The sequence below is a fragment of the Actinopolymorpha singaporensis genome (assembly GCF_900104745.1).
Taxonomy (GTDB): domain Bacteria; phylum Actinomycetota; class Actinomycetes; order Propionibacteriales; family Actinopolymorphaceae; genus Actinopolymorpha; species Actinopolymorpha singaporensis.
Window position 1 is genome coordinate 6,055,481 of the sequence record NZ_LT629732.1, and the last position, 16,837, is coordinate 6,072,317.

The 16,837-nt window shown below is 70.5% G+C and carries 19 protein-coding genes; 2 read left to right on the forward strand and 17 right to left on the reverse strand.

Annotated features, from left to right (window positions below):
• Positions 1-83 precede the first annotated feature (83 nt).
• Positions 84-1,415, forward strand: coding sequence for a UDP-N-acetylglucosamine 1-carboxyvinyltransferase (gene murA / locus BLU27_RS27095; protein WP_092656450.1), 1,332 nt, complete (start codon positions 84-86; stop codon positions 1,413-1,415).
• Between the two features lie 12 nt (positions 1,416-1,427).
• Here murA (BLU27_RS27095) and murA (BLU27_RS27100) read toward each other — a convergent pair whose 3' ends face one another.
• On the reverse strand, positions 1,428-2,708 hold the full coding sequence (gene murA, locus BLU27_RS27100; RefSeq protein ID WP_092656452.1) for a UDP-N-acetylglucosamine 1-carboxyvinyltransferase: 1,281 nt from the start codon (positions 2,706-2,708) through the stop codon (positions 1,428-1,430).
• 122 nt (positions 2,709-2,830) lie between these two features.
• Between murA (BLU27_RS27100) and BLU27_RS27105 the strand changes: the two genes are divergently transcribed.
• Positions 2,831-3,427 (forward strand): cob(I)yrinic acid a,c-diamide adenosyltransferase, encoded by a 597-nt coding sequence (locus tag BLU27_RS27105; protein WP_092656454.1) that lies wholly within the window; start codon positions 2,831-2,833, stop codon positions 3,425-3,427.
• A 35-nt stretch (positions 3,428-3,462) separates the two neighbouring features.
• On the opposite strand, the gene BLU27_RS27110 is transcribed toward BLU27_RS27105, so the two are convergent.
• The 16 genes from BLU27_RS27110 to prfA all read right to left on the reverse strand — a co-directional run bounded on the left by BLU27_RS27110 (position 3,463) and on the right by prfA (position 16,800).
• Positions 3,463-3,900, reverse strand: coding sequence for a DUF2550 domain-containing protein (locus BLU27_RS27110; protein ID WP_197681597.1), 438 nt, complete (start codon positions 3,898-3,900; stop codon positions 3,463-3,465).
• A gap of 136 nt (positions 3,901-4,036) precedes the next feature.
• Positions 4,037-4,429 carry a F0F1 ATP synthase subunit epsilon gene (locus BLU27_RS27115; protein ID WP_092656456.1) on the reverse strand — a complete coding sequence of 131 codons (393 nt, stop codon included), beginning with the start codon at positions 4,427-4,429 and terminating at the stop codon, positions 4,037-4,039.
• 199 nt (positions 4,430-4,628) lie between these two features.
• Complete coding sequence (atpD, locus tag BLU27_RS27120) at positions 4,629-6,086, reverse strand: F0F1 ATP synthase subunit beta (RefSeq protein WP_092656458.1); 1,458 nt, start codon at positions 6,084-6,086, stop codon at positions 4,629-4,631.
• A 5-nt stretch (positions 6,087-6,091) separates the two neighbouring features.
• Positions 6,092-7,003, reverse strand: a complete 912-nt coding sequence (locus BLU27_RS27125; protein WP_092656459.1) for a F0F1 ATP synthase subunit gamma — start codon at positions 7,001-7,003, stop codon at positions 6,092-6,094.
• A gap of 3 nt (positions 7,004-7,006) precedes the next feature.
• Positions 7,007-8,650 carry a F0F1 ATP synthase subunit alpha gene (gene atpA / locus BLU27_RS27130; RefSeq protein WP_092656461.1) on the reverse strand — a complete coding sequence of 548 codons (1,644 nt, stop codon included), beginning with the start codon at positions 8,648-8,650 and terminating at the stop codon, positions 7,007-7,009.
• A gap of 47 nt (positions 8,651-8,697) precedes the next feature.
• Positions 8,698-9,519: a F0F1 ATP synthase subunit delta gene (locus BLU27_RS27135; RefSeq protein WP_092656462.1), complete on the reverse strand. Its 822-nt coding sequence runs from the start codon at positions 9,517-9,519 to the stop codon at positions 8,698-8,700.
• Positions 9,516-10,058 (reverse strand): F0F1 ATP synthase subunit B, encoded by a 543-nt coding sequence (locus tag BLU27_RS27140; RefSeq protein WP_092656464.1) that lies wholly within the window; start codon positions 10,056-10,058, stop codon positions 9,516-9,518. The genes BLU27_RS27135 and BLU27_RS27140 overlap by 4 nt, the downstream gene beginning before the upstream one ends.
• 23 nt (positions 10,059-10,081) lie before the next feature.
• Positions 10,082-10,291: an ATP synthase F0 subunit C gene (gene atpE / locus BLU27_RS27145; RefSeq protein ID WP_092656466.1), complete on the reverse strand. Its 210-nt coding sequence runs from the start codon at positions 10,289-10,291 to the stop codon at positions 10,082-10,084.
• Positions 10,292-10,361: 70 nt separating this feature from the next.
• Positions 10,362-11,135 carry a F0F1 ATP synthase subunit A gene (gene atpB, locus BLU27_RS27150; protein WP_092658381.1) on the reverse strand — a complete coding sequence of 258 codons (774 nt, stop codon included), beginning with the start codon at positions 11,133-11,135 and terminating at the stop codon, positions 10,362-10,364.
• Between the two features lie 49 nt (positions 11,136-11,184).
• A complete protein-coding gene (locus BLU27_RS27155; RefSeq protein ID WP_092656468.1) occupies positions 11,185-11,406 on the reverse strand; it encodes a hypothetical protein in 222 nt (73 codons plus the stop codon).
• 105 nt (positions 11,407-11,511) lie between these two features.
• Complete coding sequence (locus BLU27_RS27160) at positions 11,512-11,970, reverse strand: Cg1360 family ATP-synthase-associated protein (protein ID WP_092656470.1); 459 nt, start codon at positions 11,968-11,970, stop codon at positions 11,512-11,514.
• A gap of 198 nt (positions 11,971-12,168) precedes the next feature.
• The gene (locus tag BLU27_RS27165) at positions 12,169-13,290 is read right to left on the reverse strand and encodes an MraY family glycosyltransferase (protein ID WP_092656472.1); all 1,122 of its coding nucleotides are present in this window, start codon (positions 13,288-13,290) and stop codon (positions 12,169-12,171) included.
• 9 nt (positions 13,291-13,299) lie between these two features.
• The gene (locus tag BLU27_RS27170) at positions 13,300-13,947 is read right to left on the reverse strand and encodes an arsenate reductase/protein-tyrosine-phosphatase family protein (RefSeq protein ID WP_092656474.1); all 648 of its coding nucleotides are present in this window, start codon (positions 13,945-13,947) and stop codon (positions 13,300-13,302) included.
• Between the two features lie 92 nt (positions 13,948-14,039).
• Positions 14,040-14,687: an L-threonylcarbamoyladenylate synthase gene (locus tag BLU27_RS27175; protein WP_092656476.1), complete on the reverse strand. Its 648-nt coding sequence runs from the start codon at positions 14,685-14,687 to the stop codon at positions 14,040-14,042.
• 121 nt (positions 14,688-14,808) lie between these two features.
• Positions 14,809-15,660, reverse strand: a complete 852-nt coding sequence (gene prmC, locus BLU27_RS27180; protein ID WP_092656478.1) for a peptide chain release factor N(5)-glutamine methyltransferase — start codon at positions 15,658-15,660, stop codon at positions 14,809-14,811.
• Positions 15,661-15,717: 57 nt separating this feature from the next.
• Positions 15,718-16,800 carry a peptide chain release factor 1 gene (gene prfA, locus BLU27_RS27185; RefSeq protein ID WP_092656480.1) on the reverse strand — a complete coding sequence of 361 codons (1,083 nt, stop codon included), beginning with the start codon at positions 16,798-16,800 and terminating at the stop codon, positions 15,718-15,720.
• Between the last annotated feature and the right edge of the window lie 37 nt (positions 16,801-16,837).

Consider the following 16,837-nt stretch of genomic DNA (forward strand, 5'->3'; position numbering starts at 1 on the left):
GCACCTTACGAGAAGACGGCGACCAACACGGTGAGTCGCCGCGACGCGAAAGTCGCGGCGTACGACCACCAGGAGGGAGACGTATGAGCCGTACGAACACCGACACCATGGAGGTGTCGGGTGGGACGCCACTGGCCGGAGAGATCTCCGTGCGCGGGGCCAAGAACCTCGTCCCCAAGGCAATGGTGGCGGCCGTCCTCGGCGACCAGCCGTCGACGTTGACCAACGTGCCCCGGATCAGCGACGTCACGATCGTCCGCGAGCTGCTGGAGCTGCACGGAGTGACCGTGCGCGACGGGGCCGACGGGCCGCACTCGCTGGTCCTGGACCCCTCCCGGGTCGAGCAGGCGACGATGGGTGACATCGAGGTGCACGCGGGCTCCAGCCGGATCCCGATCCTGCTCTGCGGGCCGCTGCTGCACCGCGTCGGGCACGCGTTCATCCCGGACCTGGGCGGCTGCCGGATCGGCGACCGGCCGATCAACTTCCACCTGGACGCCCTCCGGCAGTTCGGCGCCGTCGTGGACAAGCGGCCGGAGGGCCTGCAGATCACCGCGCCGAACGGCCTCACCGGGACCCAGCTCGAACTCCCGTACCCGAGCGTCGGCAGCACCGAGCAGGTGCTCCTCACCGCCGTCCGCGCCCAGGGAGTCACCGAGTTGCGCAACGCCGCGGTCGAGCCGGAGATCATCGACCTGATCTGCGTCCTGCAGAAGATGGGCGCGATCATCAACCTCGACACCGACCGGGTCATCCGCATCACCGGCGTACGCCGGCTCGGCGGCTACATCCACGAGGCGCTGCCCGACCGGATGGAGACGGCCTCGTGGGCCTGCGCCGCCCTGGCCACCGGTGGCGAGGTGTTCGTCCGCAACGCCCGCCAGGTCGACCTGATGACGTTCCTGAACGTCTACCGCCGGGCCGGCGGGGAGTTCATGGTCACCCACGAGGGCATCCGGTTCTGGCACCCGGGCGGCAAGCTCAACGCCGTGGCGCTGGAGACCGACGTCCACCCCGGGTTCATGACCGACTGGCAGCAGCCCCTGGTGGTTGCGCTGACCCAGGCGACCGGGCTGTCGATCCTGCACGAGACGGTGTACGAGAACCGCCTTGGCTTCACCGAGGCACTGGTCCGGCTGGGCGCGCAGATCCAGGTGTTCACCGACTGCCTCGGCGCGACGCCGTGCAGGTTCGGCCGGCGCAACTACACCCACTCCGCGGTGATCTCCGGCCCCACCTCGCTGCGCGGCGCCGACCTCACCGTGCCCGACCTGCGGGGCGGCTTCTCGTACATGATCGCCGCGCTGGCCGCGCAGGGCAGGTCGACGCTGCGCGGGATCGACATCTTCGCCAGGGGGTACGAGAACTTCCTGCCCAAGCTGGAGGGACTCGGCGCCCAGGTGGACCTCCGCTGACGCCCCGAGGGGTCAGCCGAAGTCGACGTTGTCCGGCTCGCGCTGCACGTCGGCACCGAGTCCCTGGAGGACCTCCACCAGGCGGGGATAGCCGCGGTCGAGGTGGTGTACGCCGGACACCAGCGTCTCCCCCTCCGCGACCAGTCCGGCCAGCAACAGGCCCGCACCCGCGCGGATGTCGGTCGCCTCCACGGGTGCGCCGGACAGCGCCGGGCGTCCTCGGATCACCGCGTGGTGCCCGTCGGTGCGCACGTCCGCGCCCAGCCGGGCCAGCTCCTGGACGAACCGGAACCGCCCGTCGAAGAGGTTCTCGGTCACCATCGAGGTGCCCTCGCTGATCGCGGCCAGCGCCACCATCATCGCCTGCAGGTCGGTCGGGAACCCTGGGTACGGCAGCGTGACGACGTTGACGGCTCGCGGCCGCCCCTCCATCGACACAGTGAAGCTCACCGGCCCGGTCCGCACCGACGCGCCGGCCCGGGTCAGCTTGTCCAGCACGATGTCGAGGTGGTCGGCCCGCGCGTCCCGCAGGGTGACCTCCCCGCCGGTCACGACGGCACCGATCGCCCAGGTGCCGGCCACCATCCGGTCCGGCACCACGGTGTGCTCGACCGCGGACAGGTCCGCCGGCCCCTCCACCTCCAGCGTGGGAGTGCCGATCCCGCCGATCTTCGCGCCCATCTTGGTGAGCATGTCGGCGATGTCGACGATCTCCGGCTCGCGGGCGGCGTTGTCGATCAACGTCGTACCGTGGGCGAGGGTCGCGGCCAGCAGGAGGTTCTCGGTGGCGCCGACGCTCGGGAAGTCCAGCAGGATGCTCGCGCCGTGCAGCCCCGCAGGCGCCTCGGCCACCACGAAACCGTGCTCCACGCCGATCTGGGCGCCCATCCGTTCCAGCCCGGACACGTGCATGCCCAGGCCGCGGGAGCCGATGCTGTCACCGCCCGGCAACGCCACCTTCGCCCGCCCGCAGCGGGCCACCAGGGGGCCGAGCACCGTGATCGAGGCCCGCAGCCGGCGTACGAGGTCGTAGTCAGCCTCGTGGTGGATGGACTCGGGCACGTCGATGGTGAGCGTTCCGCTGTCGAACATCGAGGTGTCGAGCTCACAGCCCATGCGTTTGAGCAACGCACCCATGAACTTCACGTCCAGGATGTCGGGCACGTTGTGCAGGACCGTACGACCCTGTGTGAGCAGCGACGCCGCCATCAGTTTCAGCGCGCTGTTCTTGGCGCCGCTGACCGGCACCTCGCCCTCGAGCCGGTTGCCACCGCGAATTCTCAGCCGTTCCACCCGTGCATGCTATGAGCCCCCGCCCGCGCGCCGCGCGGCACACTCGTGCTTCCGGACGAGACCACCCGCCGAGGGTGAGGTGTCCTGGGGCCTGTCCTGCGGAAAGGCCCTAGGCTGCGGACATGGTCAACCTCACTCGGATCTACACCCGTACCGGAGACGGCGGGCAGACCCGGCTGGTCGACAACAGCCAGGTCACCAAGACCGACCGCCGGCTGGCGGCGTACGCCGACGTGGACGAGGCCAACGCGAGCATCGGCACCGCGCTCGCCCTCGGCGGCCTGGCCGAGGACATCGCGGCGGTTCTGGTGGAGGTACAGAACGACCTGTTCGACGTGGGCGCCGACCTCGGCAACCCGGTCGACCACGGCGCCGAGCCCGGCGCGGCCCTGCGAATCACCCCGGAGTACGTCCAACGCCTCGAGGCGCACTGCGACGCGTTCAACGAGCGGATCGAGCCGCTGCGCTCCTTCGTGCTCCCGGGCGGGACGCCCGGCGCGGCCCTGTTGCACACGGCCCGCACGGTGGTCCGGCGGGCCGAACGCACCGCGTGGGCGGCCTGGGAGGAGCACGCGGACACGATGAACGCGGCCACGATCAAGTACCTCAACCGGCTGTCGGACCTGTTGTTCATCCTGGCCCGGGTGGCAAACGCCGGCCGTGGGGACGTGCTGTGGCAGCCCGGCGGCGGGCGGGCCGACCAGGCGGGGCGTTCCTAGCTCACGCTCGAGGGCCGGGGCTGAGGTCGTAGGTTTCAGAGCGGCGCGTGCCGGCGGCCCGGCGGGGCCGCCTCGAGCCAGACCAGGAAGCCGGTCAGGGCGTCCTCGGCCATCGCCAGCTCGATCGTCCGGCCGGCCTGCTCACACTCCACCACGACGTGGTCGGCGTAGAGCCCGAGGGCCTCGTTGGCGGCCGGGTCGCGGCGGGCCTGCACGATCAGGTCGTTCCGGGAGAACGTCCGACGGGGGCGGAAACCGTACGAGAACACCGGAAACCACTCCACGGAGTCCCCGGCGTAGCGGGCGATGCCGAGTGACCAGCCCTTGCCGTTGTCCTGCTTGCGCAACCTGAGGCTGGAGTCGAAAGTGCCGCCGCCGCGTTGCAGCAGACGGCGGCGAAATGCCAGACCGGCAAGACCTACGAGGACGAGCGCGAGGGTCAGCCCGGCGATGTCGAGGATGATCTCGATCATCGCCTGCGACCGTCCGGACAGCCACGCCTTCGGGCAGGACGGACTCCACCGGTGGTACGGCGGTAAGGCTCACGGGAGGGCGTGCGCGGCGCGGCCGCATGACCTGTCGCTGCCACACCCACCCCCCGTCCAGCCGTCAGGAAGCCATCTCGACAGCGCGTACGCGAGCCTCGGCGCGGCGTACGTGCTCGAGAGCTTCCTGGTCGTTCTCGCCGGCCGCCCGGGCCCGCTCCAGTTGCTGCCGGGCCTCCTCGAGATCGATCTCGTGGGACATCTCGGCGTACTCGGCGAGGATGGACACCCGGTCGTTCGCGACCGAGAGGAAACCGCCCTGGACCGCGGCCACGTAGATCTCCGAGTCCGGCGTGCGTACCTCGACCACGCCGTCGACCAGGAGACCCAGGACCGGTGCGTGCCCGGGCAGGATCCCGATGTCACCTTCGGACGTACGGGCGATGACAGTCGTCGCCTCGCCCGACCAGACCGTGCGGTCCGGTGCGACCAGCTCGACGTGCAGGGGCTCTGCCACCGTGAATCCTCCTGGCCTGAATTCGTTCTTGCCTGAATTCGTTCTGTGGAGAATACCCGCTCCCGGGCATTCCACTTCCGGCTACCCCGCACCGCCGAACCGGTGCCGGATCGGTGCCGGATCCGCCGACAGGGCCTCCCGGGCGACCTGCGCCCGGGAGGCCCCAATCGTCACATCTGTGTTGCGTCCTGCGAGCCGGTCAGAGACCCTTCTGGATCTCCGCCCACTTGCGCTCCACGTCGTCCAGACCGCCGACGGAGTAGAACGCCTGCTCACCCACGTGGTCGTACTCGCCGTCGCAGACCTTCTTGAAGGCCTCGATGGTGTCCTCCAGCGGGACGAACGATCCCTCGATGCCGGTGAACTGCGTGGCCGCGAAGGTGTTCTGGGACAGGAACCGCTGCAGCTTGCGCGCCCGGGCCACGGTGATCTTGTCTTCTTCGGGAAGCTCGTCGATACCGAGGATGGCGATGATGTCCTGCAGTTCGCGGTTGCGCTGCAGGATCTGCTTGACCCGGATGGCCGTGTCGTAGTGCTCCTGGGAGATGTAGCGCGGGTCCAGGATGCGCGACGTCGAGGTCAGCGGGTCGATGGCCGGGTAGATCGCCTGCGCGGCGAGGTCCCGGGAGAGCTCCGTGGTGGCGTCGAAGTGCGTGAACGCCGTCGCCGGAGCCGGGTCGGTGTAGTCGTCCGCCGGCACGTAGACCGCCTGCATCGAGGTGATCGAGTGCCCACGGGTGGAGGTGATCCGCTCCTGCAGAAGGCCCATCTCGTCGGCCAGCGTGGGCTGGTAACCCACCGCCGACGGCATCCGGCCGAGCAGGGTCGACACCTCCGCGCCCGCCTGGGTGAAGCGGAAGATGTTGTCGATGAACAGCAGCACGTCCTGACGCTGTACGTCGCGGAAGTACTCCGCCATCGTGAGGCCGGCCAGCGCGACCCGCAGCCGGGTGCCCGGCGGCTCGTCCATCTGGCCGTACACGAGCGCGGTGTCCTTGATGACGCCGCTCTCGTCGAACTCGAGGATGAGGTCGTTGCCCTCACGGGTGCGCTCGCCGACGCCCGCGAAGACGGAGGTGCCACCGAAGTTGCGGGCGACCCGGATGATCATCTCCTGGATGAGCACCGTCTTGCCCACACCGGCGCCGCCGAACAGGCCGATCTTTCCGCCCTGGACGTACGGCGTGAGCAGGTCGATCACCTTGATGCCGGTGACCAGCATCTCGGTCTTGCCCTCGAGCTGGTCGAACGGCGGGGCCGGCCGGTGAATCGGCCAGCGCTCGGTGATCTCGAGCTCCTCGCCCTCCTCGGCGTTCAGGCAGTCGCCGGCGACGTTCCAGACGTGCCCCTTGGCCACGTCACCGACCGGCACCGTGATCGGGCCGCCGGTGTCGCGCACCTCCTGGCCGCGCACCAGGCCGTCGGTCGGCTGCAGCGAGATCGCCCGGACGAGGTTCTCACCCAGGTGCTGCTGGACCTCGAAGGTCAGGGTGCTGCGCTGGTCGCCGAGGGTGATCTCGGTCTTCAGCGCGCTGTAGATGTCGGGGATCGCGCCGGCGGGGAACTCGACGTCGACGACCGTGCCGATCACGCGTGCGACACGGCCGACGCCGGCAGCCGACTTCTCGGCGGTGTTCTCGCCAATCGTGGCAGTCATCTCTCTCACTCACTCCCAGCGCTTGACTCGGCGAGCGCGCTAGCGCCACCGACGATCTCGCTGATCTCTTGGGTGATCTCGGCCTGGCGGGCCTGGTTTGCTTCGCGGGTGAGCGTACGGATCAGCTCCTCCGCGTTGTCGGTGGCCGACTTCATCGCACGCTGGCGGGCCGCGAGCTCACTGGCCGCCGCCTGCAGCATGCAGTGGTAGATGCGGTTGTCGACGTAGCGCGGCAGCAACGCGTCCAGCACCTCGGCGGCCGAGGGCTCGAACTCGTACAGCGGCAGCACATCCTCCTCCGCCGGGGGCTCCTCGCCCTCGACGACCTCCAGCGGCATCAGCCGGATGACCTCCGGCCGCTGCGTCATCATGCTGACGAACTGGGTGTAGACGATGTGGATCTCGTCCACCCCGCCCTCGTCCGAGCCGGCCAGGAAGGCCTGCGTCAGCTCCTGGCCGACCGCTCGGGCGTCGTCGTAGCTCGGCCCGTCGGAGAACCCGGTCCACTCCCCCGCGATCTCGCGGTTGCGGAAGCGGTAGTAGGCCACCGCCTTGCGGCCGCAGACGTACGGGACGACTTCCTTGCCCTCGCCGCGCAGCAGCTCGGCGAGCCGCTCGCCCTCCCGCAGCACGCTGGAGGAGTACGCGCCGGCCAGGCCGCGGTCGCTGGAGATGACCAGCACGGCTGCCCGTCGCGGGTTCGCCCGCTCGGTGGTGATCGGGTGGTCGACGTGGGAGTACGTCGCCAGCGCCGACACCGCTCGGGTGAGCTCCCGGGCGTACGGCGTGGCCGCCTGCGAGCGCTCCTGCGCACGGCGGATGCGCGACGCGGCGACCAGCTCCATCGCGCGGGTGCTCTTCTTGATCGTCGTCACCGCACGGATGCGCTGACGATAGACGCGGATCTTGCCTGCCATGGCTCAGCCCCGCTTCTGCCGGACGATCTTCTCCTGCTCGACGCTCTCCTCTTCCAGCGCCTCCACCTCTTCCCGGCCGGGCTTGAGCAGCTGGCCGTCGGAGGTCTCGAAGGTCTGCTTGAAGTCGGTGACCGCCTCTTCCAGCGCGCTCACCGTGTCGTCGGTGAAGTTGAGCGTCTCGCGGATGCCGGCGAGAATGCCGGACCGGTCACGCCGCAGGAACTCGAGGAACTCGCCCTCGAACCGGCGCACGTCGTCGACCGGAACGTCGTCGAGCTTCCCGGTGGTGCCGAGCCAGATCGACACGACCTGCTCCTCGACCGGGTACGGCGAGGACTGCGGCTGCTTGAGCAGCTCGGTCAGCCGCTGGCCACGCTCCAGCTGGCGGCGGGAGGCCGCGTCGAGGTCGGAGGCGAACATCGCGAACGCCTGCATCTCACGGAACTGTGCGAGCTCCAGCTTGAGCTGGGCACCGACCGCCTTCATCGCCTTCGTCTGCGCGGACGTACCGACCCGGGACACCGACTGGCCGACGTCGATCGCCGGGCGCTGGTTGGCGTTGAACAGGTCGGACTGGAAGAAGATCTGCCCGTCGGTGATGGAGATGACGTTGGTCGGGATGTACGCCGAGATGTCGTTGGCCTTGGTCTCGATCACCGGGAAGCCGGTCATCGAACCGCCACCGAGCGCGGCGGACAGCTTCGCGCAACGCTCCAGCAGCCGGCTGTGCAGGTAGAACACGTCGCCGGGGTAGGCCTCGCGGCCCGGCGGGCGGCGCAGCAGCAGGGACATCGCGCGGTAGGCCTCGGCCTGCTTGGACAGGTCGTCGAAGACGATGAGGACGTGCTTGCCGCCGTACATCCAGTGCTGGCCGATGGCCGAGCCGGTGTAGGGGGCGATGTACTTGAAGCCCGCGGGCTCGGAGGCGGGAGCCGCGACGATGGTGGTGTACTCCATCGCGCCGGCCTCCTCCAGCGTGCGCTTGACCTCCGCGATCGTGGTGCCCTTCTGGCCGATCGCGACGTAGATGCAGCGGACCTGCTTGGTCGGGTCGCCGCTCTCCCAGTTGGCCTTCTGGTTGATGATCGTGTCCACCGCGACGACCGTCTTGCCGGTCTTGCGGTCACCGATCAGCAGCTCGCGCTGGCCGCGGCCGATCGGGATCATCGCGTCGATCGCCTTGATGCCGGTCTGCAGCGGCTCCTTCACCGGCTGGCGCGCCATCACGCCCGGAGCCTGCAGCTCCAGCGCGCGGTTGCCGTCCAGGCCGGTGATCTCGCCCAGGCCGTCGATCGGCTTGCCGAGCGCGTCCACCACGCGGCCGAGGTAGCCCTCGCCCACCGGTACCGACAGCACCTGGCCGGTACGGCGGACCTTCTGGCCCTCCTCGATCCCGGTGAACTCACCGAGGACGACCGCGCCGATCTCGCGGACGTCGAGGTTCAGCGCCATCCCCAGCGTGCCGTCCTCGAACTCCAGCAGCTCGTTGGCCATCGCGGACGGCAGGCCCTCGATGTGTGCGATGCCGTCACCGGCGTCGACGACCGTGCCGACCTCTTCGGCGGCCAGCTCCGCGGGCTGGTAGCTCGAGACGAAACGCTCCAACGCTTCCCGGATCTCCTCCGGGCGGATCGTCAGCTCCGACATCTTCGTGGTCCCTGCTCTCTCGGCAATCTCAGGTGTGTGCGGGGCGGTCAGCCGGCCAACCGGCGCCGCGCGTCATCCAGCCGACTGGCGATCGTGCCGTCGATGACCTCGGCGCCCAGCTCGACGCGCATTCCGCCGAGAACCCCGGGGTCTACCAGGATGTTGAGGTGTACGTCGTGGCCGTACTGGCGACGCAGCGCGCCCGCCAGCCGATCCTGGTCGGCGGCGCTCAGCGGCGTCGCCGTACGGACCGTGGCCACCAGCCGTTCCCGCCATCCGGCGGCGAGTTTGGCGTAGTTGTCGAGCGCCTCGGTGAGCGAGAGCCCGCGCGGGGCCACCACGGCCTGCTCCACCAAGGGTACGGCCCCTTCGGGGGCCTTCCCCGCGAGCAGCTCCCGGACCAGGGTGGCCCGGTTGTCCGCCGGGATCCCCCGGTCGGTCAGCGCCAGATGGAGGCCTTCCTCCCGCTCCAGGAGCCGGGCGAACCGGAACAGGGCGTCCTCGAGGTCGTCGAGGCGTCCCTCCTCCTCGGCCGACCGCACCAGCGCCAGGGCGCCGACCTCTTCCAAGGCGTCGGTGAACTGGCGCGTCCGCGGCCAGGAAAGGCGGACCGCGGCGGTCACGAGATCCAGCGCCTGGGCACCGATCCGCGATCCCAGCAGGTTGCCGGCGAGCGCGGCCCGGTCGTCCGGGGTCCGGGTGGAGTCGGTGAGAGCCCGCCGCAACGCCGGTTGGGCGTCCAGCAGCCGGACGACGGAGAACAGCTGCCGCCCGGCCTCTTGGAGCTCCGCCGGCGTTCCGGCGACGCCCCGCAGCCGCTGCCGCAGGGACGCCACCGCCTCTCGCGAAGTGCCGTGGAAGTCCGTCATCGCGCCTCTCCGACGGGCTGCTGCTCCAGCTCGTTGATGAAGCGTTCGACGATGCGCCGCTGGCGGCCCTCGTCCTCGAGCGCCTCACCGACGATCCGGCTGGCGAGCTGGGTGGACAGGTCACCGATCTCGCTGCGCAGCTGCAGCAGCGCCTGCTGCCGCTCCGCCTCGAGCTGGGTGTGCGCCTGCGCGACGATCCGCTGGGCCTCGGCCTGGGCCTGTTCCCGCATCTCCGCCACGATCGCGGCGCCCTGCTCCTTGGCTTCCTCGCGGATGCGGGACGCCTCGTGCCGAGCCTCCGACAGCTGCTGCTGGTACCGCTCGAGGGCTGCCTTGGCCTCGGCCTGCGTCTCCTCGGCCCGCTTGAGCCCACCCTCGATGGCCTCGGCGCGCTCGGCGAACGCCTTCTCGAACTTCGGCGCGACCCACGTACGGACGACGTAGAACAGGATGCCGAAGACGATCAGGCTCAGGATGATCTCGATCGGGTGCGGAATGAGCGGGTTGACCGCTTCCCCCGCGGCGAGGATCGATGTCATGGCTAGTGCCCCTTAGTGTGCGGTCAGCCCTGGAACACGAAGGCGAGGGCGATACCGATGATCGCGAGCGCCTCGGCCAGACCGAAGCCGAGAATCGCGATCGTCTGCAGGCGCGCCTGCGCCTCGGGCTGGCGGGCGACACCGTTGATGTACGCCGCGAAGATCAGGCCGATGCCGACGCCGGGGCCGATGGCCGACAGGCCGTAGCCGATGATGGCGAGCGAGCCTCTCATGGGCCAGTCCTTTCCTTGGTTACTTCGGTCGTTCGTTGCGGATGGAACTCGGATTGCGCTGTGGAGCAGATCAGTGTTCTTCGGCGAGGGCGCCGGAGATGTAGTTGGCCGTCAGGAGCGTGAAGATGTAGGCCTGCAGCACCTGGACCAGGAGCTCGAGGAAGAAGAGCGCGATGTCCAGGAGCAGCGACACCACGCCGATGGGCTTGAAGAACAGCACGTCGGAGTGGAGCAGGAGGTACTCGCCGCCGACCGCGAACAGGATCAGCACGAGGTGGCCGGCGAACATGTTGGCGAAGAGCCGCAACGACAACGTGATCGGCCGGACGACGATGTTGGAGATGAACTCCAGCGGAACCAGCAGGATCAACATGACCGGGCTGACTCCCGCAGGCACCGTCTGGTGCTTGAGGTAGCCCAGGAAGCCCTTCCGCCCGATGCCCACCGCGTTGTAGACCACCCAGCTGATCAGCGCCAGCGGGTAGACGAAGCCGATGTGGGAGAACGTCGGGAACTGCAGGAACGGCACGATGCCGAAGACGTTGTTGACCAGGATGAAGAAGAACAACGTCACGAGGTACGGCACGAACCGCATGAAGTCGTGCGACCCGATCACGTCGCGCGCGATCGAGTTGCGGACGAAGCCGTAGGCCATCTCGCCGCTGTACTGCAGCCGGTCCGGCACCATGGCCGCGCGGCGTGCCGACATGACGAAGAAGACACCGACGACCACCGCGGCCAGCACCAGCAACGTCATCGGCTTGGTGATGCCGGCGGCGTAGGGCGGCAGGTCGAAGACGCTCGGCCCTGGTGGCGTGAAGCCCCCGTCCGCAGCGAGGATCATCGCGCTCACACGCTCTCCTCTCGTACTGGTCGAGTGATGGTGGCGGGGGTCACTGGTCGTCCCTGGGCTCGTTGTGGCCGTACCGCTTGAAGACGAGGTACAGCGCGAGCGCAAGGCCGAGCAGGATTCCCACGGGCACCAGGAAGGACGTTCGGAAGTAGTGGTCGCCGAGCCAGCCGAGTCCGCCGTAGAGCCCCACTCCGGCCACCAGGTAGCCGAAGGCACCCCAGGGATCCTGCCCGCGGTGCGGGGGCGGCTCGTTCTGCCTCATCGCGCACCGAACGGTAGCAGTCGACGCGGCTGTTGGCCCGGGCGGGGTAAAGAGACGGTAATGGCGCCGGGCACGTCGCCGGAGTCCACCGGCGCACGCCGGCGGTCACGATCCACCGCCGGTGGTGCCGGCGCCGCTGGCGGCACTGGGCCGGTCGTCGAAGTCGTAGATCGGCTGCCGCATGCGGACGAACGCCCGCAGCTCACCGGCGAGCCAGGTGGCCACGCAGGCCAGCACCGCGAGTGCGGTGGCCGTGCGGTTGAGCACGTCGTCGATCCCGTCGACGGTGCCGAGAATGGCCAGCAGCCCGCCGAAGATCACCACGCGCACGAAGTAGCTGCCCACCGCTACCAGCAGGACCACTTCGGGATACATGGTGCGTACGGCCCGCATGGCGAGGAGTCCGACACCGGAGAAGACGAGAACCACGGCCGCGCCGACGCAGGCACCGACCAGACCGCGACTGCCGGCGACCACCGTGCTCACCGCGACGGTGAGCACCGCGACCACCAGGGTCGGGAGCAGCGCACCGCGCAGCAGGGGGGTCACTCTGTCGGTCGTCATGACGGCGGCCGTCCTCGGGAGAAGTCCATCAAGGTTTGTGAAACTTAGCACAAGGTCCGGGCAAAACTCGAATCCACGCCCACTTACCGCGCTCCGTGCCGCGGCCGGATCCGGTCCCGGGGGCCGCACACCGGGCCTGCCCGCCCGTCCGTCCGGACGGCGGCCGGACCCACCCCGGCCCGCCGGGGATCGCCCGGCTCAGAGCGGATGTGGCAGCTTACGACGGCGTGGCAGGACCGCCGTACAGAGGATGGCCACCACGACGATCACCCCCACCACCGCGGCGGTCACCCAACTCGTCCACAGACCGACCGCGACCATGCCGAACGACAGCACCCCGGCCCACAGGTACATCACCAGCACCGCACCCGGATGGGAGTGCCCGAGCTCCAGGTGCAGCCGGTGGTGGAGGTGCTTCTTGTCCGCGTCGAAGGGCGACCGCCCCGCGCGGGTCCGCCGGATCACCGCGAGCATCAGGTCGATGAACGGCAGCGCCATCACCGCGATCGGCAGGACCAGCGGCAGCAGGGCCGGCAGCAGACTCTGCCGTACGCTCGCGGCCGCCGTGACGCTCGGGTCCAGCCAGCCGGTCAGGCTGATCGTCGAGGCGGCCAGCATCAGCCCCAGCAGGTAGGCGCCGGAGTCGCCGAGGAACACCCGGGCCGGGAAGAAGTTGTGCGGCAGGAAGCCCAGGCACGCGCCCGCGACCACCACCGTGACCAGCGTCGCCGTGGTCGCGCGGTTGAGCGACAGCCCCACCGTCAGACCGTAGGAGTACGTGAAGAACGCGGCCGCGCCGACGCACACCACCCCGGCGGCCAGCCCGTCCAGCCCGTCGACGAAGTTGACGGCGTTCGCCATCCCGACGATCACCACCGCGGACACGATCGCGCTCTGTGACGGGGACAGCGACAGGGTGGTGCCGTCGGGCAACGGCAGCCAGTTGAGCTGGATGCCGGACACCACCAGGATCCCCGCCGCGACGACCTGGCCGGCGAGCTTGGTGATCGGATCCAGGTCGACCACGTCGTCGACGGCGCCGACCACCGCGATCACGAATCCGGCCAGCAGGAGGGCCCAGACGTCCCCGCGCAACTCCGGCAGAAGTCCCAGGAACGGCAGATGGGTGGAGACGACGAACGCCGCCAGCACCCCGCCGAGCACCGCCAGCCCGCCCAGCCGCGGGATCGGGACCGAGTTGATGTCCCGGTCCCGGATCTCCCGGACCGCGCCGATCCGCGCCGCGAAGCGCCGGGCGAGCCCACCGAGGAGGTAGGTCGTACCGGCGGCGACGAAGAGGACGAGCAGGTATTCGCGCACGCGGCCGCCCTACGAGCCGACCAGCGCGGTGACCGACACCCCGACGGCCCCGGCGATGATCGCGCCGACGTGTTCGTACACCTCGGCCGACCGGCCGATGGGGTCGGGGATGTCGTCGTCGTCCGGCCGCGCGGGCCGCACGGTGCCCCTCGCCCGGGCGGCGGCCGCGACCAGCGCTCGCGCACGCTCGACCGGCTCGGCGGGCAGCTCCGGCGGCGCGTCCACGAGGGCCTGTCCCGCCGGTGCCCGGTCAGTCAGCGCGCGGTCGGTCACCGCGCGGTCGATCAGCGCTGCGGCGAGCCGGGCGAACTCGGTGATGGTGAAAGTACGCCGCAGCGCGCCCGGGTCCATGGTCACCACGTCGCTGCGGTGGGCGCGGGTGGCCGCCAGCACCAGGTCGGCACCGCCCACGTGGGACTCGGTGAGCTCGGCGGAGACGAACCCGGTGGGGTCGGCGGCGTACGCCTTGACCTGCGCGGCTGCCTCGGCGGTCATCACCCGGCCGTCGACGGTGCCCGTCCCGGCGCTGTACACGGTGAACCGGTCCGCGTTCGGCCCCAGCCTGGCTGCGAGGGCCGCCCGGGTCATCCGCTCGGCCACCGGGGATCGGCACATGTTGCCGGTGCAGACGTACAGGATCGCGAACGTGTCGCCCATCGTGCCGCTCCTCACCGGTCGTACTCCTCGCTCACGTCCACTCACTACCCCGCCGCCGGGTGTCCCGGCAGCCGCGTGCCGTCCGGCCGCCGTCAGCCGAGGTCCTCGATCTCCGGAACCACCGCGCGCAGCCGGGCGAGCGAGATCACCCCGGCCCGCAGGATCCGCGGCGTACTGCTGGTCAGGTCGACGATGGTGGACGCCACCGAGCCCGGGGTCGGGCCACCGTCGAGGTAGACCGACACCGCGTCACCGAGCTGCTCCTCGGCGTCGTCACAGGTCGTCGCAGCGGGAATCCCGGACTTGTTGGCGCTGCTCACCGCGAGCGGCCCGGTCTTCTCCAGCAACGCCAGCGAGATCTCCTCGTCGGGCATGCGCACCGCGACCGTCTCACCGGTCTCCCCGATGTTCCACACCAGGCTGGGCTGCTGGCGGCAGATGATGGTGAGGGCGCCAGGCCAGAACTCCTTCACCAGTGCCCGGCCGGCGTCGGGGATGTCGGTGGCGATGCCGTCGAGAGTGGCGACCGAGCCGACCAGCACCGGTGGAGGCATCGAGTGGCCGCGGCCCTTGGCGGCCAGCAGGGCGTCGACCGCCGCCGGCACGAAGGCGTCGGCGGCGATGCCGTAGACGGTGTCGGTGGGCAGCACCACGAGGTCGCCGGCCCGGATGGCGGAGGCGGCGATTTCCAACCCGATCGTGCGTTCGTCCCGGTCCGCGCAGGAATAGCGTTCGCTCACAGTCGCTCATCGTGCCATGTCGCGGTGGGAACCCACCGGGCAGCCGCCGGGGCGTCGGGAGGTACGCCGGCCCGCACGCCGGTCCGCACGCCGGTCCGGGGCGTGGGGTGGCCGGCCGCCGTCAGCGAGCGACCCGCCACGCGGTGACGAACCGGTGCCGCCCGGCCAGGTCCAGGTGGTCGCGTACGCGGTCCCAGCGGCCGGTCCCGGCGAACACCGCCGGCGCGCTCTCACCCTGCACGTCGGCGTGTTCGACGACGGCGACGCCGCCGGGCCGCAGCAACCGGGCGGCCGTCCGCTCGACCATCCGGATGGCGTCCAGGCCGTCCGGCCCGGACCACAGGGCCAGGGCGGGGTCGTGGTCGCGTACCTCCCGCTCGACCGACTCGTAGGCATCCAACGGGATGTACGGCGGGTTGGCGACCACCAGGTCGACCGTGCCGTCGAGGTCGGGGAACGCCGTCGCCGCGTCGCCGCGGACCAGCGTGACGTCGGTGCCGGCGAGGTTGCGTTCGGCCCAGGCGTGCGCGTCCGGGTCCAGCTCGACGGCGTACACCCGTGTCCTGGGCACCTCCCCCGCGATCGACCCGGCGATCGCCCCGGACCCGGTGCACAGGTCGACCACCACCGGGGCGTCGGCGAGGCCGGCCAGGGCGCCGATCGCCCAGTCGACCACCACCTCGGTCTCCGGCCGCGGCACGAAGACGCCCGGACCGACCAGGAGCTCCAGGTGGCGGAACGGCGCGGTGCCTGTGAGGTGCTGCAGGGGCTCACGGTCCGCCCGGCGGGCGACGAGCTCGGCGTACCGGCGTTCCTGGTCCGGGCTGAGGTCGACCGACGCCCACGCCAGCCGGGACCTCGGAACCCCCAGCAGGTGGGCGAGCAGCGCCTCGGCGTCGTGCCGCGGCGAGGCGACCCCGGCCTCGGCGAGGCGGCGGGCCGCGGGCTCCAGAACCGTGCGGGCGGTGGTCATCGTCCTGTGCTCACTGGGCTCGGGTTCACCGGGTCGGTACCGATCGGCAGGCGCGGCTCAGCCGGCCTGGCTCTCCAGCGCGCCGAGGCGCTCACGCTGGTCGGCCTCCTGCAGCGCCGCGATCACCCCGTCGAGTTCGCCGTCGAGCACGTGGTCGAGGTTGTAGGCGGTGTAGCCGACCCGGTGGTCGGTGATGCGGTTCTGCGGGAAGTTGTACGTGCGGACCCGCTCGGACCGGTCGACGGTGCGCACCTGGCTGCGACGAGCCGCGGCGGCCTCCTGGTCGGCGGCCTCCTGGGCGACGGCCAGCAGCCGGGACCGGAGGATCCGCAGGGCCTGCTCCTTGTTCTGCAGCTGGCTCTTCTCGTTCTGGCAGGAGACGACGATTCCGGTGGGTACGTGGGTGATCCGGACGGCGGAGTCGGTGGTGTTGACGCTCTGCCCGCCGGGTCCGGACGAACGGAAGACGTCGACGCGCAGGTCCTTCTCCTCGATCTCCACGTCGACGTCCTCGGCCTCGGGCAGCACCAGAACGCCCGCCGCGGAGGTGTGGATGCGCCCCTGGGACTCGGTGACGGGCACCCGCTGAACCCGGTGGACGCCGCCCTCGAACTTCAGCCGTGCGTACGGCGTCTCCCCCGGCTCGGCGCCGTTGCGTCCCTTCACCGCCAGGGTGAGGTTCTTGACGCCGCCGAGGTCGGACTCGGCCACGTCGAGCGTTTCGGTCTTCCAGCCATGGCGTTCGGCGTAGCGGAGGTACATCCGCACCAGGTCGCCGGCGAACAGCGCGGACTCCGCGCCGCCCTCGCCGGCCTTGATCTCCAGCAGGACGTTCTTGTCCTCGTTGGGGTCGCGGGGCAGCAACAGCAGCCGGAGGCGCTCGGCCGCCGCCTGCTCCTCACCGGCCAGGCGTTCGGCCTCCTCGGCGAAGCCGGCGTCCTCCCCCGCGAGCTCCCGGGCGGCCGCCGCGTCGTCGACCAACTGCCGCCATGTGTTGTGCGCGGCCACGATCCGGCCCAGCTCCGCGTACCGCCGGCCGACCTTGCGCGCCGCCGCCTGGTCGGCGTGGATCGCGGGGTCGCCGAGGCGGCGCTCGAGGTCGGCGTGCTCGGCGAGCAGCGTCTCGACGGATTCGAACACGGAGGCCTCCTCAGGGGCGGGTACGGGCGGAGCGGGC